The following is a 22,144-nucleotide window of genomic DNA, read 5'->3' as shown; positions in this document are numbered from 1 at the left end:
GAGCTCGAGCTCACTTGATGTAACCCGCGCGCTTCATCTCGCGCTCGGTTGAAGATTGCGCCGCGGTGAGCGCGGCATCGACCGTCATCGATCCCGCAAGCGCGGCCGAGAATTGCTGGCCCACCTGCGTACCGATGCCCTGGAATTCGGGGATGGCCGCATATTGCACGCCGACGTAGGGCACCGGCTTCACCGTCGGCTTGTTCGGATCGGCGGCATCGATCGAGGCCAGCGTCAGCTTGGCGAACGGGGCGACCTTCAGATAATCAGGGTTTTGGTAGAGCGAGGTTCGGGTGCCCGGCGGCACGTTCGCCCAGCCCTCCTTCGCAGCCACGACCTTGGTGTAATCCTTGCTGGTGGCCCAGGCGATGAACTTCTCGGCGGCTTCGGCCTTCTTCGAGCCGGCGGGAATTGCGAGGCTCCAGGCCCACAGCCAGTTGGCGTTCTTGCCGAGCCCGGTGTTGGGCGCCAGCGCGAAGCCGACCTTGTCGGCGACCTTGGAGTCCTTCGGGTTGGTGACGAACGACGCCGCGACGGTGGCATCGATCCACATTGCGCACTTGCCGGCATTGAACAGCGCGAGGTTCTCGTTGAAGCCGTTCGAGCTCGCACCGGGAGGGCCGGCCTGCTTCATCAGGTCGACATAGGTCGTGAGCGTCGCCTTCCATTCCGGCGTGTTGAACTGCGGCTGCCACTTCTCGTCGAACCAGCGCGCGCCGTAGGAATTGGCCATGGCGGAGAGGAACGCCATGTTCTCGCCCCAGCCGGCCTTGCCGCGCAGGCAGATGCCGTAGACGCCGGCGCTCTTGTCGGTGAGCTTCTTGGCGGCGTCGACGACGAAATCCCAGGTGGGGCTTTCCGGCATCTTGAGGCCGGCCTTGTCGAACAGGTCGGTGCGGTACATCACCATCGAGCTCTCGCCGTAGAATGGCGCGGCGTAGAGCTTGCCGTCGACCGAGACCGCATCCTTGATCTTGGGCAGGAGGTCGGCGACGTCGTAGTCGGCGCCGAGATTGGCGAGCGGCACCAGCCAACCCTTCTTGGCCCAGATCGGCACCTCGTAGGTGCCGATGGTGAGGACGTCGAACTGGCCGCCCTTGGTGGCGATGTCGGTGGTGACGCGCTGGCGCAGCACGTTCTCTTCCAGCGTCACCCATTTGACGCTGATATCGGGGTTCTTCTTGGTGAATTCACCCGTCAGCCCCTGCATGCGGATCATGTCGCCGTTGTTCACGGTGGCAATCGTCAGGGTCGTTTCGGCCATCGCGGGGACAGCCAGCAGGACAGACGCGCCACAGACGGCGCCGAGGACGTGTTTCACGGTGACCTCCCTAAGCTCGCGCTTTTGAGCATATGCCCACGCGTTGGGCGTATGTTCGACTGAGGGCGGGCCGTTGTCAAGCAGGCGCGCGGACGTTTCGGCAACTTATGAGTGCTGCGATGCGGGGGAGCTCGTGCGTCGCCCTCCCCGTCATGCCCCGCGAAGGGGCATCCAGTACTCCGTGCCGTCTGTCGGTTTGCCTCAGCGGCGCTGCGGCGTCCTGGATCGTCCGCCTGCCGCCTTCGCTAAACCTTCGGCGCCCCCAGACCTCAACCCCGGCGAAGCCTTGGCGTAGCCGGGTCGCGGACGACGACAGCGGCGTGGGTGGCGAAATCCCTGCCTCGCGCCCCGCGCGGAAACGACGAACCGCCTCAGCGCTCCAGAATCGCCCTTGCGGTCGCCTCGTCCGTAATCAGACCGTTGATCAGCCGCCCATTCAGCGCCGCCGCGATCGCCGGCACCTTGGCTGCGCCGACGGCGGCGCCGATCGTCGTGGTCTTCGCCGGGACCTCCGGCGGAATGCTGGTCAACCGTTTGTTGGTGCCGGCCTTCAGCAGGCGGCCCTTGGAATCATAGGCCCAGCCCGTGATCTCGCCGATCGCCCCTTGCCGCATCATCTCGAACAATTCGTCGCGGGTGACGAAGCCGTCGACATGGACCTGCGCCTTCTGGTCCATCTGGCCGATGCCGACGAGGCGCAAATCCGCCTTCTCCGCGACCGCCTTCACCTTCGCGATCGGCTCGATCCGGACCATCTTGTTGCGCTCGTCCTCGGACGACATCAGGAACGGTAGCGGCATCGGGTAATGCCGTGCGCCGGTGCGATCGGCGAGCCGGCCGACGGTATCGTAGAAGCTCGCAGAACCGTCGGCGGAGATGTTGCCGACGAGCGAGACGATCTGGTGATTGGGCCGGTCGATCGGCGTGACGCGCTCGACCGCGGCGCGCACGGCGCGTCCCGTCCCGAGCGCGACGATGACGGGGGTTTCCGAACGCAGAGTGGAATCGAGCAGGTTGGCGCAGCGTTCGGCTATGCCCGCTGTGGCCTGCGGCGCGGCGGGATCAGCCGGCACCACCTCGCAATAGGTAAGCTCGAAACGCTCCTTCAGACGCGCCGCCAATTCCATGCACGCGGCGATGGGGTGTTCGAGCCGGAAGGTGATGAGCCGTTCGGCGAGACATAGCGACACCAGCCGCTGCGCCGACGCGCGCGACACCTGGAGCATCTTCGCGATCTCGTCCTGGGTGTGACCGGCAATGAAATAGAGCCAGCCGGCACGCGCGGCGTCGTCGAGCCTGGACTTTTCGTTCTCGGCGGCCATGGCAGGCGTCAGTCGTCCTTCCAGAAATCGATCATGCGCGCGAAGACCCGGTCGGCCCCCGCACCCGACAGTATAGCCTGCCCGTCGCGTCCGCGATAATGGCTGCCGCCGGCAAATCCCCAGACCGTCATGCCGGCCGCCTTGCCCGCCTGCACGCCGCTCGGACTATCCTCGATCACCAGCGTGCGCGCAGGTTGCGCGCCCATCTGCTCGGCCGCGTACAGAAAGAGATCGGGCGCCGGCTTGCCGTGCCTGACCATCTGCGCGGTGTAGATCCGGTCGCCGAAATGCGCCCGCAGGCCGGTGACGTCAAGGGAGAGCGCGACACGGTCGATGTCGCTGGAGGAAGCCACGCAGAATGGTGCCCGCAGGCCCGACAAGATCATATCGACATCAGAAACCGGATGAAGCGCCTTTTCGAACGCCATCAACACGCGCGACTTCAGCCGGGACGGAAAATCGACCGGCATTGCGTGGCCGAGCTCGCGATAATGCCGAGTAATTGCGCTCGTGCTTCGTCCAAGGAACAGCTCCAGCGCTTGTGCAAGTGTCAGCGATATCCCGGATTCGGACAGCTCGTCCGACAGGCATTGACAGCTCAACAGCTCGCTGTCGACGAGCACACCGTCGCAATCGAAGATAATGAGATCGAACTGACCAGGATCCATTCGGTCATTCGATCATATGCTCACCTGTTGAGCAATAGCTCACTGGAGCCGATCGTAGTCGGCGGCAGCCTCATCTCCGCTGATTATAAACGTCGATGCACACCGCCCCGAGCAGGACCAGGCCCTTGATGACCTGCTGATAGTCGATGCCGATGCCGAGGATGGACATGCCGTTGTTCATCACGCCCATGATCATGGCGCCGACCACGGCGCCACCGACGCGGCCGACACCGCCATAGGCCGAGGCGCCGCCAATGAAGCAGGCCGCGATGACGTCGAGCTCGAAGCCGAGGCCCGCCTTCGGCGTTGCTGTGTTGAGGCGCGCGGCGAAGACGAGGCCGGCGAGCGCAGCGAGCACGCCCATGTTGACGAAGGTGAGGAAGGTCAACCGTTCCGTCTTGATGCCCGACAGGCTTGCCGCTTTCGCATTGCCGCCAACCGCGTAGACCTGCCGACCGATGACGGTGCGGCGGGTGACGAAACCGTACAGCGCGATCAGCGCGGTCATGATGACCAGCACGTTCGGCAGACCGCGATGCGAGGCGATCAGATAGGTGAAATAGAGCACAGCGCAAGCCAGGAGAATGCTCTTGCCGAGGAAGAACGCGTAAGGCTCGACCTCGATGCCGTGCAGCTGCTCGCGCGAGCGCCCCTTGGCGCTGGCGTAGACGAGGCCGAGCGCGAGCACCGCACCGACCAGCATCGACGTCGGATGCAGCGTGCCGGCCTCGGGCAGCATCTCCGGAATGAAGCCGGAGGACAGCTTCTGGAAGGTGGCCGGGAACGGTCCTAGTGACTGGCCTTGCAATACCGCAAGCGCGAGGCCCTTGAACACCAGCATGCCGGCCAGCGTCACGATGAAGGACGGTATCTTGAAATAGGCCACCCAATAGCCCTGCGCGGCGCCGATCGCCGCGCCCAGCAGCAGGCAGGCGATAAAGGCGAGCGTGTAGTCTACCTTGTAGGTCACCATGAGCACGGCAGCCACCGCGCCGACGAAGCCCGCGACCGAGCCGACCGAGAGGTCGATATGGCCGGTGACGATGACGAGCAGCATGCCGAGCGCCATGATGACGATGTAGCTGTTCTGGAGCACCAGATTGGTCAGGTTGAGCGGCTGCAGCAGCGTGCCGCCAGTCATGACCTGGAAGAACAGCATGATCGCGATCAGCGACATCAGCATGCCGTAATTGCGCAGATTGTTCTTGATGAAGCTGCCGTGCCGGCCCTCCTCGGGCAGCGAAACCGTCTTGTCGGTCATGGCTGCGATCCTCCCATCTCCGCACCCGCAAGGGCGCTGCTTCCATAATTTCTGTCGTTGCGCATGATGGCGCGCATGATCTTTTCCTGCGTCGCATCACGTCCCTTGAACTCGCCGACGAAGGCGCCGTCGTTCATGACACAGATGCGGTCGCAGATGCCGAGTAGCTCGGGCATCTCCGAGGAGATCACCACCACGCCACGGCCGGCTTCTGCAAGCTCGTTGATGATACAGTAGATCTCGTATTTGGCACCGACGTCGATGCCCCGGGTCGGCTCGTCCAGGATCAAGACCTTGGGGTCGGTCATCAGCCATTTCGACAGCACGACCTTTTGCTGGTTGCCGCCGGAGAGCTGGCTGGTCTCCTGATAGACGTCGGAGCAGCGGATGCGCATCCGGTTGCGGTAGTCGCTGGCGACCTTCAGCTCGGCAATGTCGTCGATGACGCGGCGAGGAGCGACCTGGTCGAGGCTTGCGAGCGTGATGTTCTTGCGGACGTCGTCGGCGAGGATCAGCCCTAGCTGCTTGCGGTCCTCCGTGACATAGGCAAGGCCGGCGTCGATCGCGGCCGCCACGTTGGGCAGCACGATCTCATGACCCTCGAGCCGGATGCGACCGCTGATCGTGGTGCCCCACGACCGGCCAAACAGGCTCATGGCGAATTCGGTGCGGCCGGCGCCCATCAATCCGGCAATGCCGACGACTTCGCCGCGCTTCACGCTGAAATCGACGTTCTTGATCACCTGCCGCTCGGGATGGATGGGATGGTAGACCGACCAGCTCTCGACGGTGAGAACGGGCTCGCCGATCTTTGCGCTGCGCTCCGGAAAGCGGTGGGCGAGATCGCGGTTGACCATGCTGCGGATGATGCGGTCTTCCTGGATCGGCTCGGCGTGGCAATCGATGCTGTCGACGGTGCGGCCGTCGCGCAGCACCGTGATGTGGTCGGCGACCTTGGCGACCTCGTTCAGCTTGTGCGAGATCAGGATCGAGCCGATGCCCTGCGCGCGGAACGCCATCAGCCGCTCCAGCAGTGCGGCGCTGTCGGCCTCGTTGAGGCTCGCGGTCGGCTCGTCCAGGATCAGCATCCGCACCCGCTTGGACAGCGCCTTGGCGATCTCGACCAGCTGTTGCTTGCCGACGCCGAGATCGGTGATCAGCGTATCCGGCGATTCCTTGAGGCCGACCTGCGCGAGCAGGTCGCGCGTGCGCCGATACACCTCGTCGCGGTCGATGACGCCAAGCTTTGACGGCGGATGCGATAGGAAGATGTTTTCGGCAATCGACATCAGCGGGATCAGCGCGAGCTCTTGATGAATGATGATGATGCCGAGCGCCTCGGAATGGTTGATGTCGCGGAAGCGGCGCTCCTCGCCATCGAAGATGATGGTGCCCTCGTAGCTGCCGGCCGGGTAGACGCCGCTGAGGACCTTCATCAGCGTGGACTTGCCGGCACCGTTCTCGCCAACGAGGGCGTGGATCTGCCCGGCTTCAACCGAGAAGTTGACATCACGCAGCGCCTGCACACCGGAAAAGCTCTTGCTGACGTTACGCATCTCCAGCATTGCGGTCATGATTTCACGTCCCTCAATCAGTGTTGGCTCACCTCTCCCCACTTGTGGGGAGAGGTCGGATTGCATCGTCAGGTGCGATCCGGTTGAGGGGGAGTCTCCGCGAGACACACTGCTACCTTCCTCGCGGAGGCTCACCCTCACCCTAACCCTCTCCCCGCAAGCGGGGAGAGGGAAAAGCAAAGAAGCCTACTGGAACTGCGCCTTCTTGTAGTAGCCGCTGTCGACCAGGACCTTCTCCCAATTGTCCTTGTAGACCACGACCGGCTTGAGCAGATAGGACGGCACGGTCTTGGCGCCGTTCTCATAGGTCTTGGTGTCGTTGACGGTGACCTGCTTGCCGGCAAGCGCAGCGTCGACCATGTCGGCGGTGACCTTGGCGAGATCGCGGGTGTCCTTGAAGATGGTCGAATACTGGTCGCCACGCAGCATCGCCTTGATCGAGGGCACCTCGGCATCCTGGCCCGAGATGATAGGCATCGGCTGGCCGGCGCTGCCATAACCGACGCCCTTCAGCGAGGAGATGATGCCGATAGACAGGCCGTCATACGGCGACAGCACCGCGTTGATCTTCTTGTTGCCGTAGTAGGCACTGAGCAGATTGTCCATGCGGGCCTGCGCGGTGGCGCCGTCCCAGCGCAAGGTCGCGACTTTATCCATGCCCATCTGGCCGGAGACGACGACGAGCTTGCCGCTGTCGATGTACGGCTTCAGCACACTCATCGCGCCGTTGTAGAAGAAGTAGGCGTTGTTGTCGTCGGGCGAGCCGCCGAACAGCTCGATGTTGAACGGACCCTTGCTATCCTTGAGGCCGAGGCCCTGCACGATCGACTCGGCCTGAAGCACGCCCACCTGGAAATTGTCGAAGGTCGCGTAATAGTCGACGTTCGGCGTGCCGCGGATCAGGCGGTCATACGCGATCACGGTGATGCCTTTTGCTTTCGCCTGCTTGAGCACGTCCGAGAGCGTGGTGCCGTCGATCGCGGCGATCACCAGCGCTTTCGCACCCTTGGTCACCATGTTCTCGACCTGCGAGAGCTGGTTCGGAATGTCGTCCTCGGCATATTGCAGGTCGGTGTTGTAGCCGCGCTCTTTCAGCACCTTGACCATGTTGTTGCCATCGTCGATCCAGCGCGCCGACGATTTGGTCGGCATGGCGATGCCGACTGTTGCTTTGTCCTGGGCCGAGGCGGTGACGCCCGCGGCCATCGTCGCAGCGCCGGCCAGCGCCAGCGCGAGGAAGGTCGTCTTCAGTTTTAACATGTTTCACTCCCTTGGATGTCAGACTGTTTTTTCGTGTCGTCGAGAAATTTGGTGGTGTGCGGCTTCGAGCCTCCTATGCGAGCTTAACGTCAGGCTCCGCGCGACCGCGCGCGGAGGCCTCCAACAGGAAGGTGTAGCCCGCTTGCGGATCGGCGGCACGCGTCGCCGCATCCATGTCCTGCCAGGCCGAGGTGACGAGGAGACGCGACAGATCAGGGCCGACAAAAGCGGGGCAACTCGCCTGCTTTGCCGGCACGCTGAACGAGCGCAGCCGCTCGCCTTGCGGAGAGTAGACGTCGACGCGACTCGCGCCCCAGCACGCGTTCCAAATCTGCCCGTCGGCGTCGCACACCGAACCGTCGAGGCCGCCGATGCCGGTGTGACGCAGCAGCATCTCCGGCTCGCCGCGCGGCAGGCCGGTCGTGGGATTGAGCGGCACCGCATAGAGCACCGCGCGCGCGGTGTCGGCGAAGTATCCGGTGGCGCCATCGGGCGAGAAGCAGATCGAATTGGGAATGCTGATGCGCGGAAACAGCATTGATATCTCGCCGTGATGGAACGCGTAGATCGCACCTGCCCCTGCTTCCGCCCTGCGGCCCATGGTGCCGATCCAGAACGTGCCGGAGGGATGCACGCGGGCATCGTTGGAGCGGGTCGCGGTATTGTCGGCTTCGAGCGGACAGAGCAGCCTCATCGCGCCGTCGGCAATTTTGCGGATATAGAGGCCGTCTTCCGCGACGATCAACTGCCGTTCGGCATCGATCCGCCCAAGCGCGCTCGCCATCCGGCCCAGCGCATGAACGCGAATACTGCCGCTGCCCAGCTGCGCCTCGAACAATCGCCCCTCCCGGATATCGAACCACCAGGCCGTGTCCGTGGTCACGTCATAGGTCGGCCCCTCGCCGAGATGGCAAGGATCGTCCGAAAGAACCGAGGTCGGCACCTGCTCCATCAGGACCTCCTCACGGCAAAGCGATAGGCCGTATGGTGGCGATAGACCTCGCCGGGCGCTAGCCGCGGGTTCGGGAAATCCGGCCGGTTCGGTGCGTCCGGCCAGATATGCGGCTCCAGGCACATCGCGTCCGACTGCCGGTAGCGCTTGCCGCCCTTGCCCGAAATCGTGCCGTCGAGATAATTGCCCGAATAGACCTGCAGACCGGGCTGATCGGTGAACAGCTCCATGATGCGCCCCGAGCGCGGCGCCTCCAGTCGCGCCGCGAGCGCAAGCTTGCCGTCGCGCGCGAGACAGTAGGTATGGTCGTAGCCCCTGCCGTTGCGCAATTGCTGGTCGCTCTCGCGGATGCGCTCGCCGACGGACCGAGGCTCCCGGAAATCGAATGGCGTGCCGTCAACGCTGCGCGGCGGCTCGGGCAATGGAATGGCCGTGGGGTCGATCGCGAGGAAATGCCCGGCCGCCACCGTCAGCTTGTGATCGAGAATGGGCGTGCCTGATGTCGCGCCCTCCAGATTGAAGAAGCTGTGGTTGGTCAGGTTGACGATGGTCGGCCGGTCGGTCCGCGCCTCCATGATCAGGGATAGCTCGGCCGGGCCGGTAACACGATAGGTCAGGCGCACATCGAGCCGACCGGGATAATTCTCTTCGCCGTGCGGACTGACATAGGACAGCGTGACCGCGGGCTCGGCGCCGTCGTCGATCTCCGCAATGTCCCAGAGCTTGCGGTCGAAGCCGTCGAGGCCGCCATGCAGCGCATTCGGACCGTTGTTGACGGGAAGCTGCACCGTCTCGCCGTCCAGCGAAAATTGTCCGTTGGCGATGCGATTGGCGTAGCGGCCGACGGTGGCGCCGAAGAACTTTCGTTCGGCAAGATAGCCGGCAAACCCATCATGGCCGAGCACGACGTCGTCGTGGCCGCCCTTGCCGTCCGGCGCGATCAAGGCCTGCAAGACTGCACCATGGGTGATGATGCGCGCCTCGAACCCGCCCTCGCCGCGCAGCACGATGCGGTCCACCTTGCGGCCGTCCGGCAGCGTTCCGAACACGTCTCTTTCTGTTTTCGATCCAGCCATGATCAACCCACAAACGGTTCGACGATCGTGCGCCTGCCGAGCAGGAAGGCGTCCGCGACGAGACGAAGCGGCGCCAAATCGACGTCGCTCGCGCCTGTCGCGGCGAGCGCGACGAAGTGCCGGTAAAGCTCCCGATATTCCTCATCGGGCGCCTCGGCAACGGTCTTGCCGTCGATCGCCATGATCCGGCCGCCGCGTGATAGCGTCATCCGGCCCTGGTCGGTTTCGACGAGGATATCCCAGCTCTGCGGCCCGGTCTGGCGGAAGTCGAACTCGGCGGTCACAGGTAGGCCGTCGATGTCGGTCAGCGTCAGCTTCGCGGCGATCGGCGCCTGGCAATTGGCGGGGAAGGCGAGCTCGGCCGCGTTGACGAACACGGGCTTCGGCAGGATCCTGGTCAGGATCGACAGCGCATTGATGCCGGGATCGAACACCCCGAGCCCGCCCGGCTCCCAGATCCATGCCTGCCCGGGATGCCAGACGCGGACGTCCTCTTTCCAGTTGACGTGCACGGAACGGATGCGGCGCGCGGCGAGCCACTCGCGCGCCGGCTCGACTGCCGGCGCATGGCGCGAATGCCAGGTCGCAAACAGCGTTCGCTTGGTCTCACCCGCCATCGCGATCAGCGGATCGAGCTCGGCAACGCCGGCGCCGGGCGGCTTCTCCAGCATGACGTGCTTGCCGGCCCTCAGCGCTGCGGCCGCCTGGGCGCGGCGCACTTGAGGCGGCGTGCAGAGCGACACCGCGTCGATCGGCGGACCTTTTTCCAGCAGCTCCTCGATGGTCGCGAAATGCGGCAGATCCGGCAACGAGGCATTGCGGCTGGCGACGGCGGCCAGCGTCGCGCCGGGAACCGCTGCAATGGCGCCGACATGCTGGTCCCGCGCGATCTTGCCGAAGCCGACGATGGCGATGCGAAGTTCAGTCACGATGTTTCTCCAGCTTCCGCGGACGGCAGCGCTTCGGCTGGTACAGTCTCGATCACTGTACCCTCGTGGCGGCGCATGCCGTTGTGAATGACGTAGACCATCGCCTCCGACGCAGTCGTGGCATCACCGGCGGCGATGGCATCGACGATCTTCTGATGCCAGAGCAGAACGGTGTCGCGGTCCTCCGGTTCGACCGGTGCGCTGAGCAGGAATGAGGCGCGCAACGCAGCCTCGATGACGTGCCCGATCGAGCGCATGAACAGATTTCCGGAGGCGCGCGCCACGGCGACGTGGAGCGCGAGGTCGGCATCGGCGAAGCCAACGGAGTCGGAGGCTTCAAGTCGCATCCGCTCCATGCAGCGCCGAAGCTCGGATAGATCCTGCTCCGACCGCTGCGCCGCCGCCAACATCGCCGCGCGCGGCTCGACCGCGAGGCGGATCTCGGCCAGGTCGTTGAGGAAACGCTTGTCGATCCCGGCGTCCAGGTGCCAGGCCAGCACGTCGGCGTCGAACATGTTCCAGGCGACGCGTTCGCGCACGACAGTGCCGACGCGGGCCTTGGTGGTGAGCAGACCCTTGGCGACCAGCGTCTTCACGCTCTCCCGCAATACCGGCCGCGACACCCCGAACATCGCAATCATTTCGGCATCGCCAGGCAGGCGCGTTCCCTCCGCGTAGCGGCCGGCAATGATGTCAACGCCGATCGAACGGGCCACCTCCGCGTGATTGGAGTGCGCCCGGCGCGTCGGGATGACGAGGATGCGCGAGGTGGTCATGAGACTGCTCCCGCGCGCTTTGCCACAGGCCGGCGCGCGAGCGCGACCAATCCTTGTTGCAAGGCGATGAAGGCGAACAGCAGCACGCCGGTCGCGATCTTGGTCCACCAGCTCGACAGTGTCCCGTCGAAATTGATGTAGGTCTGAATCATGCCCTGGATCAACACGCCGAGGAAGGTGCCGATCACCGAGCCCTGACCGCCCGTGAGCAGCGTGCCGCCGATCACGACGGCCGCGATGGTGTCGAGCTCGACGCCGACGGCGGACAGCGAGTAGCCGGCGCTGGTGTAGAAGGAGAAGACGATGCCGGCGATGCCGGCGAGCAGGCTCGATAGCATGTAGATCTTCACCGTCATCCTGCCGACGGCGACGCCCATCAGGCTCGCGGTCGCCCGGCTGCCGCCGAGCGCATAGACATTGGCGCCGAACCGGGTGAGCTGCAGCAGCAATGCGCCGCCGATCACGATCGCAAGCATGATGATCGCGACCGCCGTCAGCCGTCCACCGCCGGGTAGTCGCAGTGCGAAGTCCGACACGGTGGAATAGACCGGTGCCGTGATCGGCACCGATTCCGTCGAGAGCAGGAAGCTGGCACCCCGGGCCAAGAACATGCCGGCGAGCGTCACGATGAAAGGCGGCAAATCGAAGACATGGATCACCGCGCCCATCGCCGCTCCGAAGGCGGCCGAGAGCGCGAGAATGGCGACGAAGGCGACCAGGGGCGGCATTCCCCAGCGCTCGATCGCCAGCGCGACGAACACCGTGGTGAAGCCGATTACCGAGCCGACGGAGAGATCGATGCCACCGGAAATGATGACGAAGGTCATACCGGTCGCGACGATGCCGAGGAAGGCATTGTCGGTCAGGAGATTGCCGACCACGCGAGTGGAAGCGATGTTGGGAAACTGCATCGCGCAGAGCGCAAATCCCGCGACGAGCACGACCGCGGTAATGAGGACGGGCGGCAGGCCTTTCATGCCTTGGTCCTCCGCAGCCGCGTCACGACGCCGGCAAAGCCGGACAGCTTCGGCGATTGCAGCAGCAGCACGGCGAGCACCACCACCGCCTTGACCAGCAAATTGAACTCCGGCGGATAGCCCGACAGCAGAATGCCGGTGTTCATGGTCTGGATGATCAGCGCGCCAAGTACGGCCAGCACGAGACTGAAGCGGCCGCCGAACAGCGAGGTGCCGCCGATCACCACCGCGAGGATGGCGTCGAGCTCGAGCCAGAGGCCGGCATTGTTGGCATCCGCCCCCATGATGTCGGCCGCCGCGATGACGCCGGCAAGCGCAGCGCAAACGCCGCACCAGACATAGACCGCCAAAATCATCGCGCGCGTGCCGACGCCGGCGAGTTCGCTTGCCCGCGCATTGCCGCCCGTGGCCTCGATCAGCAATCCGAGTGCCGAGCCGCGCACCACCGCGCCGGTGAGGATCAGCATGCCCAGCGCAATCGCGACCGGCACCGGCACGCCGAGGATGGAGCCGTTGCCGAGCCAGACCAGATCGGGCGAGGAGAAGGTCACGATGCGGCCCTCGGTAATGAGCTGGGCGATGCCGCGCCCCGCAACCATCAGGATAAGGGTCGCCACGATCGGCTGCATCCCGAGCACCGCGACGAGAAATCCGTTCCACAACCCGCAGATCAGGCCGGTGCCGAGCGCAGCCGCCAGCACCACGACCAGACTGTGGTTGTCGGCGAGGCTCGCCGCGATCGCGCCCGAGATCGCCATCACAGCGCCAACTGACAGATCGATGCCGCGCGTCGCGATCACCAGGACCATGCCGAGCGAGAGCAGCGCCACCGGCGTGCCGCGGTTGAGCACGTCGATCAGGCTGCCGAACAGCCGGCCGTCCTGGAGGCGCAGATCGAAGAATTGCGGCGATACCACGCGATCGACCGCCAGGATGACGATCAACGCGAGGATCTGGGCAAGGCCGCGGCGCGGCAACAGCGCGGTCATGCCCTGCCCTCATGCGCGACACTGGCCCCATCGGCGGCGATCGCGGCGAGAATGCTGCCGACGTCGATGGCCTCGCCGGCGAGCTCCTCGACATGAGCGCGGTCGCGCAGCACCACCACGCGGTCGGAATAGGTCACGATCTCGTCGAGCTCGGAGGAAATCACGAGCAGCGCAAGTCCGTCGTCGCAGAGCTCGCGTATCAGGCGGATGATCTCGGCATGCGCGCCGACGTCGATGCCGCGGGTCGGCTCGTCCAGCACGAGCAGCCGTGGCGAGGTCGCAAGCCACCGTGCCAGCAGGACCTTCTGCTGATTGCCGCCGGACAGCAGGCCAACGGGACGCTCCGGATCGGGCGGGCGAACGTCGAGCATCTTGACGTAACGGCTTGCGATCTCGTCCTGCTCGCGTCGCGACAGCGGCCGATGTAGACCGCGCTTGGCCTGGAGCGCGAGCACGATGTTCTCGCGCACGGTGAGCTCGGCGACGATGCCGTCGGTCTTGCGCTCCTCAGGGCAATAGCCAAAGCCGTGGCGCACGCCGTCGCGCGGCGAGTGAAGCCGGACAGGCGCGCCTTCCACCCTCGCCTGCCCGCCATCGGCGCGCTCGGCGCCGAACACCAGCCGCGCCGTCTCGGTCCGGCCCGAACCGAGCAGGCCGGCGAGGCCGACGACCTCGCCATGGCGCAGCTGGAGATTGAACGGCGCGACATAGCCTGATTTGCCATAATTCTCGAAGCTTGCGCAGACTTCGCGGGCCTGATGGTCGCGCGTCGCGGCCCGCGCGCTGGTGGTCTCGGCCAGTTCGCGGCCGAGCATCATCCGGATCAGCTCGAGCCGCGACAGCGACGCGGTCTCGCGCTCGCCGACAAGGCGACCATTTCGCAAAACGGTGATTCGATCGGAGATCTCGTAGACCTGGTCGAGGAAATGGCTGACGAAGACGATGCCAATGCCGCGCTTGGCAAGCTGACGCATGATGCGAAAGAGGATCTCGACCTCATGGCGGTCGAGGCTCGCGGTCGGCTCGTCCAGGATCAGCACGCGCGCGGAGAGATCGACGGCGCGCGCGATCGCGGTGACATGCTGGATCGCCACCGAGTAATTGCCAAGCGGCGCTGATACGTCGATGTCGAGACCGAAATCCGCGAGCAGCGACTTCGCGCGCCGTCGCATCTCGCCCTCGCGCACGACGCCGAAGCGCGTCGGCTGCCGGTCCAGGAACAGGTTCTGCGCCACCGAGAGATTCGGCAGCAAATTGACTTCCTGGTAGACCGTCGCAATGCCGGCCTGAACCGCCGCCTTGGCCGAGCGCGGCGCGACCTCTTCGCCGCCCAGTCTGACGATGCCGGCATCGCGCGGAAATACGCCCGTGACGACCTTGATCAGCGTGGACTTGCCCGCGCCGTTCTCACCAAGCAGCGCATGGATCTCGCCGGCGCGAAGCGTGAAGTCGACCTCCTGCAACGCACGCACGGCGCCAAAGCTCTTGCTGATCCCACGCACCTCCAGCAGGGAAGCAGCGGAATCCTGGCTGTTCTCCATGACATTCACTCCCAAGGGCGCCCGCTGACAATGCGGACACGGAGCCTGTTCGTTCGCGCAGCGGTTTCGAGCGGGATCGCCGGACTGCCGAAGCACGGCCGTCCGGCGACACTCTCGCCTCAGTAACCGAGGCCCTTCTTGCTGTCGTAGATCTTCTGCGGATCATCGGTGGCGGTGTAGAGCTTGGATTCCGTCTGGATCCATTTCGGCGGAACGGTACCCTTGTCCTTGAAGGCCGCGATGGCATCGAGAGCGGGGCCTGCCATGTTCGGCGTCAGCTCGACCGTGGCATTGGCTTCGCCGGCGACCATCGCCTTGAAGATGTCGGGGACTGCATCGATCGAGACGGTGAGAATCTCCTTGCCCGGCTTGAGCCCGGCTTCCTTCATCGCCTGGATCGCGCCGACCATCATGTCGTCGTTGTGCGCATAGACCGCGCAGATCGACTTGCCGCCACCTTCGGCCTTGATGAAGCTTTCCATCACTTCCTTGCCCTTGGCGCGGGTGAAGTCGCCGGTCTGGCTGCGCACCACTTTCAGGTTCGCATGCTTGGCGATAGCGGTGTCAAACCCCTTCTTGCGGTTGGCGGCGACGCTCGCGCCGACCGTGCCCTGCAATTCGACGATGTTGCAGGCCTTGGCGCCGACGGTCTTCGCCAGCCAGTCACCCGCGACCTCGCCTTCGTGAACGCTGTCGGAGGTCACGGCGGTGAGATAGAGCTCCTTGCCGGAGGGATCGATGTCGCGGTCGAGCAGCACGACCGGGATCTTGGCCTCCTTGGCTTCCTTCAGCACCGAGTCCCAGCCGGTTGAGACGACGGGCGCGAGGAAGATCGCATCGACATTCTGCGCGATGAAGGAGCGGATCGCCTTGATCTGGTTCTCCTGCTTCTGCTGCGCGTCGGCGATCTTGAGATTGACCTTGCGCTTGGTGGCCTCCTGCTTGGAGACCGAGGTCTCGGCCGCGCGCCAGCCGGATTCCGATCCGATCTGCGAGAAGCCAATGGTGAGCTCGGCGGCATTCGCCGGCAGCGCGAGCAGCAACGCGGCCGTCGCGCTGGCCGCAAAGAGGGCTTTGACGATCATCAGGCGTGTCTCCCAAAATGTTATCCGGGGGCGCCGATTGGTAGCATCGCACCCACAGGCCGACCTTTGAGGTGGCGGGAGGGACTATTTCACGGAAGTTTGGTTCCGACTAGTCATATTATTTGACTATTGAGGGGGAAAGCGCGCGCGAGCGGATGAGCGACTTCTATGTCACGCGCAGCGCGATTTTATTCCACGGATGCAACGCGGAGATGAACGAAATGATGCGGCAGTTGGGGCGAAGACACTGTCTAGGAGGATGGTGAAAGGCGAACCCGCAACCCCTCCCCCCATCACCGCGAGCGCAGCGAAGCAATCCTGAGTCTTTCCGGGGAGGGATTCTGGATTGCTTCGCTGCGCTCGCAATGACGGTGGGGAGAGAGTTTCTGCGTCGATCGAGGCAAAGCGACTCGTGGAGAGTCCCCCACATCCGGCGTGCAGTGAGCTAGATCAGCTTGCGCTGCGCGAGATTCTTCATCAGCGCGCCGATGCCGAACGTCCAGGGCTCGCATTCGTCGCTGGCCCGCATGCGGTTGACGAGTTTGCCGAGCTGGGGCGCCGAGATCGTGACGATGTCGTCGCGTTTGTGGGTGAACCCCTGTCCCGGCGCGTCGCGATCCTTAACCGGCGCGAACATGGTCCCGAGGAACAGCACGAAGCCATCGGGATATTGGTGCACCTTGCCGATGGTCTGCTCGACCAGATCGGTCGGATCGCGGCTGATCATGCTGATCGAGGAATGGCCGTCGAGGACGAAACCGTCCTGCCCCTTGACGTTCAGGCTGATGTCGAGCTTGCGGGCGTCGTCGAGGGTAAAGCTGTCGTCGAACAGGCGCAGCAGCGGGCCGATGGAGCACGAGGCGTTGTTGTCTTTGGCCTTCGACAACAGCAGTGCCGAACGGCCCTCGAAGTCGCGCAGATTGACGTCGTTGCCGAGGGCGCCACCGACGATCGTGCCGCGGCTCGAGACGAACAGCACCAGCTCCGGCTCGGGGTTGTTCCAGGTCGACTTCGGATGCAGCCCCGCATCCATGCCGGTGCCGACCGACGACAAGGTCGGCGCCTTGGTGAAGACCTCGGCATCGGGGCCAATGCCGACCTCGAGATATTGGCTCCAGGCGTTCTGGTCGATCAGCACCTGCTTCAGGTGCATCGCCTTGTCCGAGCCCGGCTTGAGCTTCGACAGATCGTCGCCGATCAGCCGGGTCACTTCCTTCCGGATCGCTTCGGCCGAGGCCGGATTGCCCTTTGCCCGCTCCTCGATCACGCGCTCCAGCATCGAGATGGCAAAGGTGACGCCGGCCGCCTTCAGCGTCTGGAGATCGACGGGCGCAAGCAACCACGGCTTTTTCGGATCGCGCTGATCGGGAGGCGTGTTGGCGACGATGGCCTCGAGATCGCCGATGCGCTCGCCCTTGGTCGCGGCAAGCGCCTTCGCCGGATTGTCTTCCTCGCAGAGTGCGCTGACGGTCGGGAATTTTGCGGTGACGTCGAACACACCATCGCCGCGCACGGCGACCACGGCCGGGCCATTCGCCTGCGGCAGCCAGACGCGGCCGACGAGCGTTCCCCGCGTGCCGTCCTCGGGAAGAAGGTCCTTTACCGTCAATGTCGTCATGGGCGTATCCTCGCTCTTTTCGGATCGGCCTCGCTCGCGGAGGCCTATCACATTGGCGAAGACCAATAAACGTCTGGGACGGGAAGTCCAGCGCGGCAGCCCGCCGCGCTTCTATGCCCCCGCCCGCGCTTTTCGGGCCGCAATCTGCTGAAGCGCCCAGCGCGCGTTCTTGCGCACCTCGGGATCGGGATCGTCGGCGATGACGGCAAGGAACGCTTCGCCATCGTGGTGGGCGATCTCGCCAAGCGCAGCCGCCGCCTCTTTCCGCAGATTGGCCTGCTCATGGTTCACGCAGTTGCCGATCGGGCGCACCGCGCGCTCGATCTTCATCCGGCCAAGGCTGCGGATTGCCTTCAGCCGCACCTGCCAGAACTCGTCACTGAGCGAAGCGATGAGCTGGTCGGCGGCAATCGATCCGTTGACGTTGAGGCCCAGCGTTTCCGCGGCCATCTCCCGCACCATCCAGTCCGAATCCTTCAACGCGCGCGTGATCATCTCGGCCGCGGGCTTCATCTGCGAGAAGGCGAGCGCGCTGACGGCGGCACGGCGCACATGCGCGTCGGGATCGTTGATCAGCGCGGTCAGCGCCGGAATTGATTCCTCCAGCTTGAGGAACCCGATCACGCCGATCGCCTGCACCCGCACGGCGGCATCGGAATCCTGGAGCGCTTCCAGCGCCGGTTTCAGTGTGTCCTTGCAGCGCAGCTCCTTCAGCGCACGCAACGCGCCCATGCGGACGAAGGCGTGGGCATGCTTGACCAGCGGCAGGATGATCTCGGCGCAAGCCGGATCCTTGAACTCCGCCATGCTGTCGGCCGCGGCGGACGCAACGATTCGTTCAGGATCGACGAGCAGCTTCACCAGCGCAGCCGCGGCCTCCGGTCCGTCGAACTCGCCGAGCGCCATCGCGACCTGCTGGCGGACGCCGGCATCAGGATCGGCGACCATTTTGGCGAGATGGCCGACGGCGGCGGGATCGCCGGAATGGCCGAGCGCGATGATCGCGACGCGGCGCTCCCCTGGATCGGCAGCCTGGAGCCGCTCGTCGGCGTCTTCGAGATCGTCGTAGGATTCGAACGGGCTCGACATGGCTACCTCAGGAGATAAGGAATGTTGACGGTGACGGCGCCGGTCGGGCAATCCGCCTCGCAGGGCATGCAGTACCAGCATTCGTCATAGGCCATGTAGGCCTTGTTGGTCATATCGCTGATACGCAGTACGTCGAGCGGACAGACATCGACGCACACCGTGCAGCCCTTGTCCGCGATGCATTTGGCGTCATCGACGACCACCGGAACCGATGTCTGATAGGAAGCGAGAGGCATCGTATGTCTCCTGTATTTGTGCGGCGGGTCAGGCTGTCGCGCGGATGCGCTGCTTGTCGTAGAGATCCTTCTCATCGTCGGCGATCGGTACGATATAGGGCTCCACGGCACGCTTCTCGCTGGTCATCTTGCCGTCCTGCTTGCTCAGCAGCGTGTGGCAGAACCAGTTTTCGTTGTCCTTCTCCGGGAAATCCGTCCGCCAGTGATAGAGGCCCCAACGGCTTTCTTCGCGGTAGAGCGAGGCATGCACAGCCATGTCCGCGCAATCCATGATCGACTGGACTTCGAGCGCGCGGAGCAGTTCGTGCGCATTGCGCGCGATCATGCGCTCCTGCATGTCTTCCCTCGCTTCAGCGAGCCGGCGCATGCCGAGCTCGTATTTGCGCGTGACTTTCGGCGGCTGGAGATAGTCATTGACGAGACGCCGCGTCTTGTACTCGATCTGGTTCGGCGGAATACCGTCCTCGCGTTTGGTCGGCGCCATGACGCGGTCACGTTCGCGGGCGACCTCAGCCGCGTCGAATTCCGCGAAGTCGTGATTGTCCGCAAACTCCATCGCGTCGACGCCGGCGACCGAACCGTTGGTGAAGGCCCCGAGCATGTAGTTGTGCGGCACGCTCGCCATGTCGCCGGCGGCATAGAGGCCCGGGACGGTGGTGCGCGCGTTGTCGTCGACGAACACGCCCGACGCGCTGTGACCGGAGCAGAAGCCGATCTCGGAGATGTGCATCTCGATCGACTCGCTGCGGTAGTCGACCCCGCGCCCCTGCTGGAACAGGCCGCGCGTGGGACGTTCGACCTTGTGCAGCGTCGATTCGATCTCCGAGATGGTGTCGGGGTGAAGATGCTTGAGCTGGAGAAACACCGGGCCCTTCCCGGACAACAGCTCGTTGTAGAACTCCAGCATCATCTGGCCGGACCAGTAATCGCATTCGATGAAGCGCGATCCCTCGTTGTTGGCGGTGAAGGCGCCGAAGGGACCGGCGACGTAGGCGCAGGCCGGGCCGTTATAGTCCTTGATTAGCGGATTGATCTGATAGCATTCGAGGTTCGCCAGTGCTGCACCGGCGTGATAGGCCATGGAATAGCCGTCGCCGGAATTGGCCGCGTTCTCGTAGGTGCCGAACATGTAGCCCGAGGTCGGCAGGCCGAGACGGCCGGCGGCGCCCATGCACAGGATGACGGCCTTGGCCTTGATCACCAGCATCTCGGCGGTGCGGGTATTGACGCTTATCGCGCCGGCAATGCGGCCGCCGGCGGATTTGAGCAGCCGCGTCGCCATGTAGCGGTTGGAGATCAGGATGCGGGCGCGGCGGAGCTGGCGATACAGCGCCTTCTTCACGGTCTCGCCGTTCGGCATCGGCAGTACGTAGGTGCCGATATGATGCACCTTCTTGACAGCGTAGTCGCCGTTCTCGTTCTTCAGGAAGCGGATGCCGAAACTGTCGAGCTCCTCGATGATCGAGTAGCAGTTCTGCGCGTATTTGTAGACCGCCTTCTGATCGACGATACCGTCATTGGCGATGGTGATTTCCTTGGTGTACTGCTCCGGCGTCGCGTAGCCGGGAATGACGGCGTTGTTCAAGCCGTCCATGCCCATCGAGATCGCTCCGGAGCGCTTGACGTTGGCCTTCTCGAGCAGCACGACATTGGCCTTCGGATTCTTCAGCTTCGCCTTTAACGCCGCCATCGGGCCCGCCGTGCCGCCGCCAATGACGAGCACGTCGCAGGAAACCTCCGAAAGTCCGTCGACGATCTGATCTAGTGACATCGCTTGCTCCTGGTTCGCCGGCATTTCCGGCGCCTTTGCATCAGATTTGTTCAGCAGGCGTCCCGGCGATAGCAATTAGTTGTCGCGGGGCTGCGATTTGCGCCTCAGCGCTCGACAAAGGCCTTTTCGATCACGAAATGGCCGGGCCTGCTGTGATTGCCCTCGACAAACCCGCGCCCAGAGAGCATCGCGGGAAGTTCCTCCAGCATCGCCGGGCTGCCGCACAGCATGATGCGGTCGGTCTCGATATCGAGGCCTGACAGACCGATGTCTTCGAAGAGCTGGTTCGACGCGATCAGGTCGGTGATGCGTCCGCGGTTCCTGAACGGCTCGCGGGTGACTGTGGGATAGTAGACGAGCTTGTCGCCGATCAGCGGTCCAAAGAACTCGTGACTGCGCAGGCCTTCGACGAGGTGCTCACCATAGGAGAGTTCGGAGACCTGGCGGCAGCCATGGGCGAGCACGATGGTCTCGTAATTCTCGTAGACGTCGGGGTCCTTGATCAGGCTGGCGAACGGCGCGAGTCCCGTTCCGGTCGAGAGCAGCAACAGGCGTTTGCCGGGAATGAGATTGCCGGTGATCAGCGTGCCCGTGGCCTTGCGGCCGACCAGGATGACGTCGCCTTCCCTGATTTTCTGGAGGCGCGAGGTCAGCGGACCGTCCTGCACCTTGATCGAGAAGAACTCGAGCGCCTCCTCGTGATTGGCGCTCGCCATGCTGTAAGCTCGCAGCAACGGCTTGCCCTCGACTTCCAGCCCGATCATCGCGAACTGGCCGTTCTGGAAGCGGAAGCCCGGATCGCGCGTCGCGGTGAAGCTGAACAGGCTGTCGGTCCAGTGCCTGACCGACAAAACCGTTTCCTTCTGAAATGCGCTCATTGTCTCTCCTGATCTCGATTGCGCACAAGGTTTCGGAGAGACAGGAATCCGGCAACGCCGAACTGAAATTGCCGGTCGATTAGTTTCACATTTCGTGGGCGATGATCGAACAGCAGGCAGCGACGATCAGCGCCGCGCACCCTGCGCCTGGCAATTAGTTGCTATCGCGGCAGTGCTGCGGCAAGGTAGAGAAGGGTCGGAGACACGTCATGACCTTGGTGGGACCGACCGTGGCAGATTACGAAGCAAGCGCCGACCTCGCGACGCTCCGCGTCCGCACCGCTCAGGACGACACGCTGGACTTGGCGGCGGAAACGCTCCGCCTCTCCTGCAAATGCGCCCACTGCACCCGCGCCCGCTTCGACGGCCGCTTTCCCGAGCGGTTTCCAGGCATCGCGATCACCGAGATCGGCGATCTCGGTTACGGGCTGAACATCTCGTTTTCGGATGGGCACAATCGGGGGATTTACCCGAAGCCGTATTTGCTGAGCCTGGTGGGGCGGTAGACGCCACAGGTCGTCTTCCAAGCTTCGCTGTCATTCCCCGCGAAGGCGGGAATCCAGTACGCCGCGGCTTCTCGATAGCCCATTGACGTCTCTGGAATACTGGATCGCCCGGTCAAGTGTTTAGACCGGACAGATCACTGACAGGTGTTCGGAGACATAGCTGACACTTCAAACTGGGCTGGAATGGTCGATTCGGGAGGCCTTCCATGCCCTGGAACGAGGTGTCGGTGATGGATCAGCGACGGGAGTTTGTGCGGCTTGCGTTGCAGGAAGGGGCGAACCGGCGGGAGTTGTGCCGGCGGTTCGGGATCAGTC

At 64.2% G+C, this 22,144-nt stretch carries 20 protein-coding genes; 1 reads left to right on the top strand and 19 read right to left on the bottom strand.

Annotated elements, in window-relative coordinates; translation table 11 throughout:
* Positions 1-10 precede the first annotated feature (10 nt).
* The 19 genes from ACIPUD_RS28135 to ACIPUD_RS28045 form a co-directional block, all read right to left on the bottom strand.
* Complete coding sequence (locus ACIPUD_RS28135) at positions 11-1,264, bottom strand: ABC transporter substrate-binding protein (RefSeq protein WP_018458630.1); 1,254 nt, start codon at positions 1,262-1,264, stop codon at positions 11-13.
* A gap of 428 nt (positions 1,265-1,692) precedes the next feature.
* Positions 1,693-2,643, bottom strand: coding sequence for a sugar-binding transcriptional regulator (locus tag ACIPUD_RS28130; protein WP_085352344.1), 951 nt, complete (start codon positions 2,641-2,643; stop codon positions 1,693-1,695).
* Positions 2,644-2,651: 8 nt separating this feature from the next.
* Complete coding sequence (locus ACIPUD_RS28125) at positions 2,652-3,311, bottom strand: HAD family hydrolase (RefSeq protein WP_085395494.1); 660 nt, start codon at positions 3,309-3,311, stop codon at positions 2,652-2,654.
* Between the two features lie 70 nt (positions 3,312-3,381).
* The gene (gene mmsB, locus ACIPUD_RS28120; RefSeq protein ID WP_007608442.1) at positions 3,382-4,572 is read right to left on the bottom strand and encodes a multiple monosaccharide ABC transporter permease; all 1,191 of its coding nucleotides are present in this window, start codon (positions 4,570-4,572) and stop codon (positions 3,382-3,384) included.
* Positions 4,569-6,146, bottom strand: coding sequence for a multiple monosaccharide ABC transporter ATP-binding protein (gene mmsA, locus ACIPUD_RS28115; RefSeq protein WP_368508331.1), 1,578 nt, complete (start codon positions 6,144-6,146; stop codon positions 4,569-4,571). The genes mmsB and mmsA overlap by 4 nt, the downstream gene beginning before the upstream one ends.
* Before the next feature lie 186 nt (positions 6,147-6,332).
* Positions 6,333-7,406 carry a multiple monosaccharide ABC transporter substrate-binding protein gene (chvE, locus tag ACIPUD_RS28110; RefSeq protein ID WP_446481930.1) on the bottom strand — a complete coding sequence of 358 codons (1,074 nt, stop codon included), beginning with the start codon at positions 7,404-7,406 and terminating at the stop codon, positions 6,333-6,335.
* A 73-nt stretch (positions 7,407-7,479) separates the two neighbouring features.
* Positions 7,480-8,358, bottom strand: a complete 879-nt coding sequence (locus ACIPUD_RS28105; protein WP_446481929.1) for an SMP-30/gluconolactonase/LRE family protein — start codon at positions 8,356-8,358, stop codon at positions 7,480-7,482.
* A complete protein-coding gene (locus ACIPUD_RS28100) occupies positions 8,358-9,434 on the bottom strand; it encodes an aldose epimerase family protein (protein ID WP_446481928.1) in 1,077 nt (358 codons plus the stop codon). The genes ACIPUD_RS28105 and ACIPUD_RS28100 overlap by 1 nt, the downstream gene beginning before the upstream one ends.
* Before the next feature lie 2 nt (positions 9,435-9,436).
* Entirely contained in the window at positions 9,437-10,363 is a 927-nt protein-coding gene (locus tag ACIPUD_RS28095) for a Gfo/Idh/MocA family protein (protein WP_368508334.1), read from the bottom strand.
* Positions 10,360-11,139 carry a FadR/GntR family transcriptional regulator gene (locus ACIPUD_RS28090; protein WP_018458621.1) on the bottom strand — a complete coding sequence of 260 codons (780 nt, stop codon included), beginning with the start codon at positions 11,137-11,139 and terminating at the stop codon, positions 10,360-10,362. Before ACIPUD_RS28090 ends, ACIPUD_RS28095 begins: the two co-directional genes overlap by 4 nt.
* Positions 11,136-12,116 carry a galactofuranose ABC transporter, permease protein YjfF gene (yjfF, locus tag ACIPUD_RS28085; RefSeq protein WP_247394447.1) on the bottom strand — a complete coding sequence of 327 codons (981 nt, stop codon included), beginning with the start codon at positions 12,114-12,116 and terminating at the stop codon, positions 11,136-11,138. Before yjfF ends, ACIPUD_RS28090 begins: the two co-directional genes overlap by 4 nt.
* Positions 12,113-13,105, bottom strand: a complete 993-nt coding sequence (locus ACIPUD_RS28080; RefSeq protein WP_018458619.1) for an ABC transporter permease — start codon at positions 13,103-13,105, stop codon at positions 12,113-12,115. The genes yjfF and ACIPUD_RS28080 overlap by 4 nt, the downstream gene beginning before the upstream one ends.
* Entirely contained in the window at positions 13,102-14,646 is a 1,545-nt protein-coding gene (locus ACIPUD_RS28075) for a sugar ABC transporter ATP-binding protein (protein WP_085352337.1), read from the bottom strand. The genes ACIPUD_RS28080 and ACIPUD_RS28075 overlap by 4 nt, the downstream gene beginning before the upstream one ends.
* A 119-nt stretch (positions 14,647-14,765) precedes the next feature.
* Positions 14,766-15,731, bottom strand: a complete 966-nt coding sequence (gene ytfQ / locus ACIPUD_RS28070) for a galactofuranose ABC transporter, galactofuranose-binding protein YtfQ (RefSeq protein ID WP_018458617.1) — start codon at positions 15,729-15,731, stop codon at positions 14,766-14,768.
* A 445-nt stretch (positions 15,732-16,176) separates the two neighbouring features.
* Entirely contained in the window at positions 16,177-17,349 is a 1,173-nt protein-coding gene (locus ACIPUD_RS28065; RefSeq protein ID WP_026233621.1) for a fumarylacetoacetate hydrolase family protein, read from the bottom strand.
* A 111-nt stretch (positions 17,350-17,460) separates the two neighbouring features.
* Positions 17,461-18,438, bottom strand: coding sequence for a HEAT repeat domain-containing protein (locus ACIPUD_RS28060; protein WP_085352336.1), 978 nt, complete (start codon positions 18,436-18,438; stop codon positions 17,461-17,463).
* 2 nt (positions 18,439-18,440) lie between these two features.
* Positions 18,441-18,674, bottom strand: coding sequence for a 4Fe-4S dicluster domain-containing protein (locus ACIPUD_RS28055; protein ID WP_007593252.1), 234 nt, complete (start codon positions 18,672-18,674; stop codon positions 18,441-18,443).
* Positions 18,675-18,702: 28 nt separating this feature from the next.
* Positions 18,703-20,445, bottom strand: a complete 1,743-nt coding sequence (locus ACIPUD_RS28050) for a fumarate reductase/succinate dehydrogenase flavoprotein subunit (RefSeq protein ID WP_247404460.1) — start codon at positions 20,443-20,445, stop codon at positions 18,703-18,705.
* A gap of 104 nt (positions 20,446-20,549) precedes the next feature.
* Positions 20,550-21,323, bottom strand: a complete 774-nt coding sequence (locus ACIPUD_RS28045) for a ferredoxin--NADP reductase (RefSeq protein ID WP_085352335.1) — start codon at positions 21,321-21,323, stop codon at positions 20,550-20,552.
* A gap of 209 nt (positions 21,324-21,532) precedes the next feature.
* On the opposite strand from ACIPUD_RS28045, the gene ACIPUD_RS28040 reads away from it, so the two are divergent.
* Positions 21,533-21,829 (top strand): gamma-butyrobetaine hydroxylase-like domain-containing protein, encoded by a 297-nt coding sequence (locus ACIPUD_RS28040; protein ID WP_018458611.1) that lies wholly within the window; start codon positions 21,533-21,535, stop codon positions 21,827-21,829.
* Positions 21,830-22,144: the final 315 nt, after the last annotated feature.

The sequence above is a fragment of the Bradyrhizobium sp. CAR08 genome (genome assembly GCF_052871955.1).
Note: the sequence above shows the minus strand (reverse complement) of the source record. Positions and strands in the feature narration are given on the sequence as shown.

Coding starts and splice junctions, on each gene's coding strand:
- mmsA (WP_368508331.1), bottom strand. CDS start 6,146: ATGACCGCAATGCTGGAGATGCGTAACGTCAGCAAGAGCTTTTCCGGT.
- ACIPUD_RS28055 (WP_007593252.1), bottom strand. CDS start 18,674: ATGCCTCTCGCTTCCTATCAGACATCGGTTCCGGTGGTCGTCGATGAC.
- ACIPUD_RS28045 (WP_085352335.1), bottom strand. CDS start 21,323: ATGAGCGCATTTCAGAAGGAAACGGTTTTGTCGGTCAGGCACTGGACC.
- ACIPUD_RS28135 (WP_018458630.1), bottom strand. CDS start 1,264: ATGGCCGAAACGACCCTGACGATTGCCACCGTGAACAACGGCGACATG.
- ACIPUD_RS28105 (WP_446481929.1), bottom strand. CDS start 8,358: ATGGAGCAGGTGCCGACCTCGGTTCTTTCGGACGATCCTTGCCATCTC.
- ACIPUD_RS28080 (WP_018458619.1), bottom strand. CDS start 13,105: ATGACCGCGCTGTTGCCGCGCCGCGGCCTTGCCCAGATCCTCGCGTTG.
- ytfQ (WP_018458617.1), bottom strand. CDS start 15,731: ATGATCGTCAAAGCCCTCTTTGCGGCCAGCGCGACGGCCGCGTTGCTG.
- chvE (WP_446481930.1), bottom strand. CDS start 7,406: ATGTTAAAACTGAAGACGACCTTCCTCGCGCTGGCGCTGGCCGGCGCT.
- ACIPUD_RS28060 (WP_085352336.1), bottom strand. CDS start 18,438: ATGTCGAGCCCGTTCGAATCCTACGACGATCTCGAAGACGCCGACGAG.
- ACIPUD_RS28125 (WP_085395494.1), bottom strand. CDS start 3,311: ATGGATCCTGGTCAGTTCGATCTCATTATCTTCGATTGCGACGGTGTG.
- ACIPUD_RS28065 (WP_026233621.1), bottom strand. CDS start 17,349: ATGACGACATTGACGGTAAAGGACCTTCTTCCCGAGGACGGCACGCGG.
- ACIPUD_RS28090 (WP_018458621.1), bottom strand. CDS start 11,139: ATGACCACCTCGCGCATCCTCGTCATCCCGACGCGCCGGGCGCACTCC.
- ACIPUD_RS28100 (WP_446481928.1), bottom strand. CDS start 9,434: ATGGCTGGATCGAAAACAGAAAGAGACGTGTTCGGAACGCTGCCGGAC.
- ACIPUD_RS28130 (WP_085352344.1), bottom strand. CDS start 2,643: ATGGCCGCCGAGAACGAAAAGTCCAGGCTCGACGACGCCGCGCGTGCC.
- mmsB (WP_007608442.1), bottom strand. CDS start 4,572: ATGACCGACAAGACGGTTTCGCTGCCCGAGGAGGGCCGGCACGGCAGC.
- yjfF (WP_247394447.1), bottom strand. CDS start 12,116: ATGAAAGGCCTGCCGCCCGTCCTCATTACCGCGGTCGTGCTCGTCGCG.
- ACIPUD_RS28040 (WP_018458611.1), top strand. CDS start 21,533: ATGACCTTGGTGGGACCGACCGTGGCAGATTACGAAGCAAGCGCCGAC.
- ACIPUD_RS28075 (WP_085352337.1), bottom strand. CDS start 14,646: ATGGAGAACAGCCAGGATTCCGCTGCTTCCCTGCTGGAGGTGCGTGGG.
- ACIPUD_RS28050 (WP_247404460.1), bottom strand. CDS start 20,445: ATGTCACTAGATCAGATCGTCGACGGACTTTCGGAGGTTTCCTGCGAC.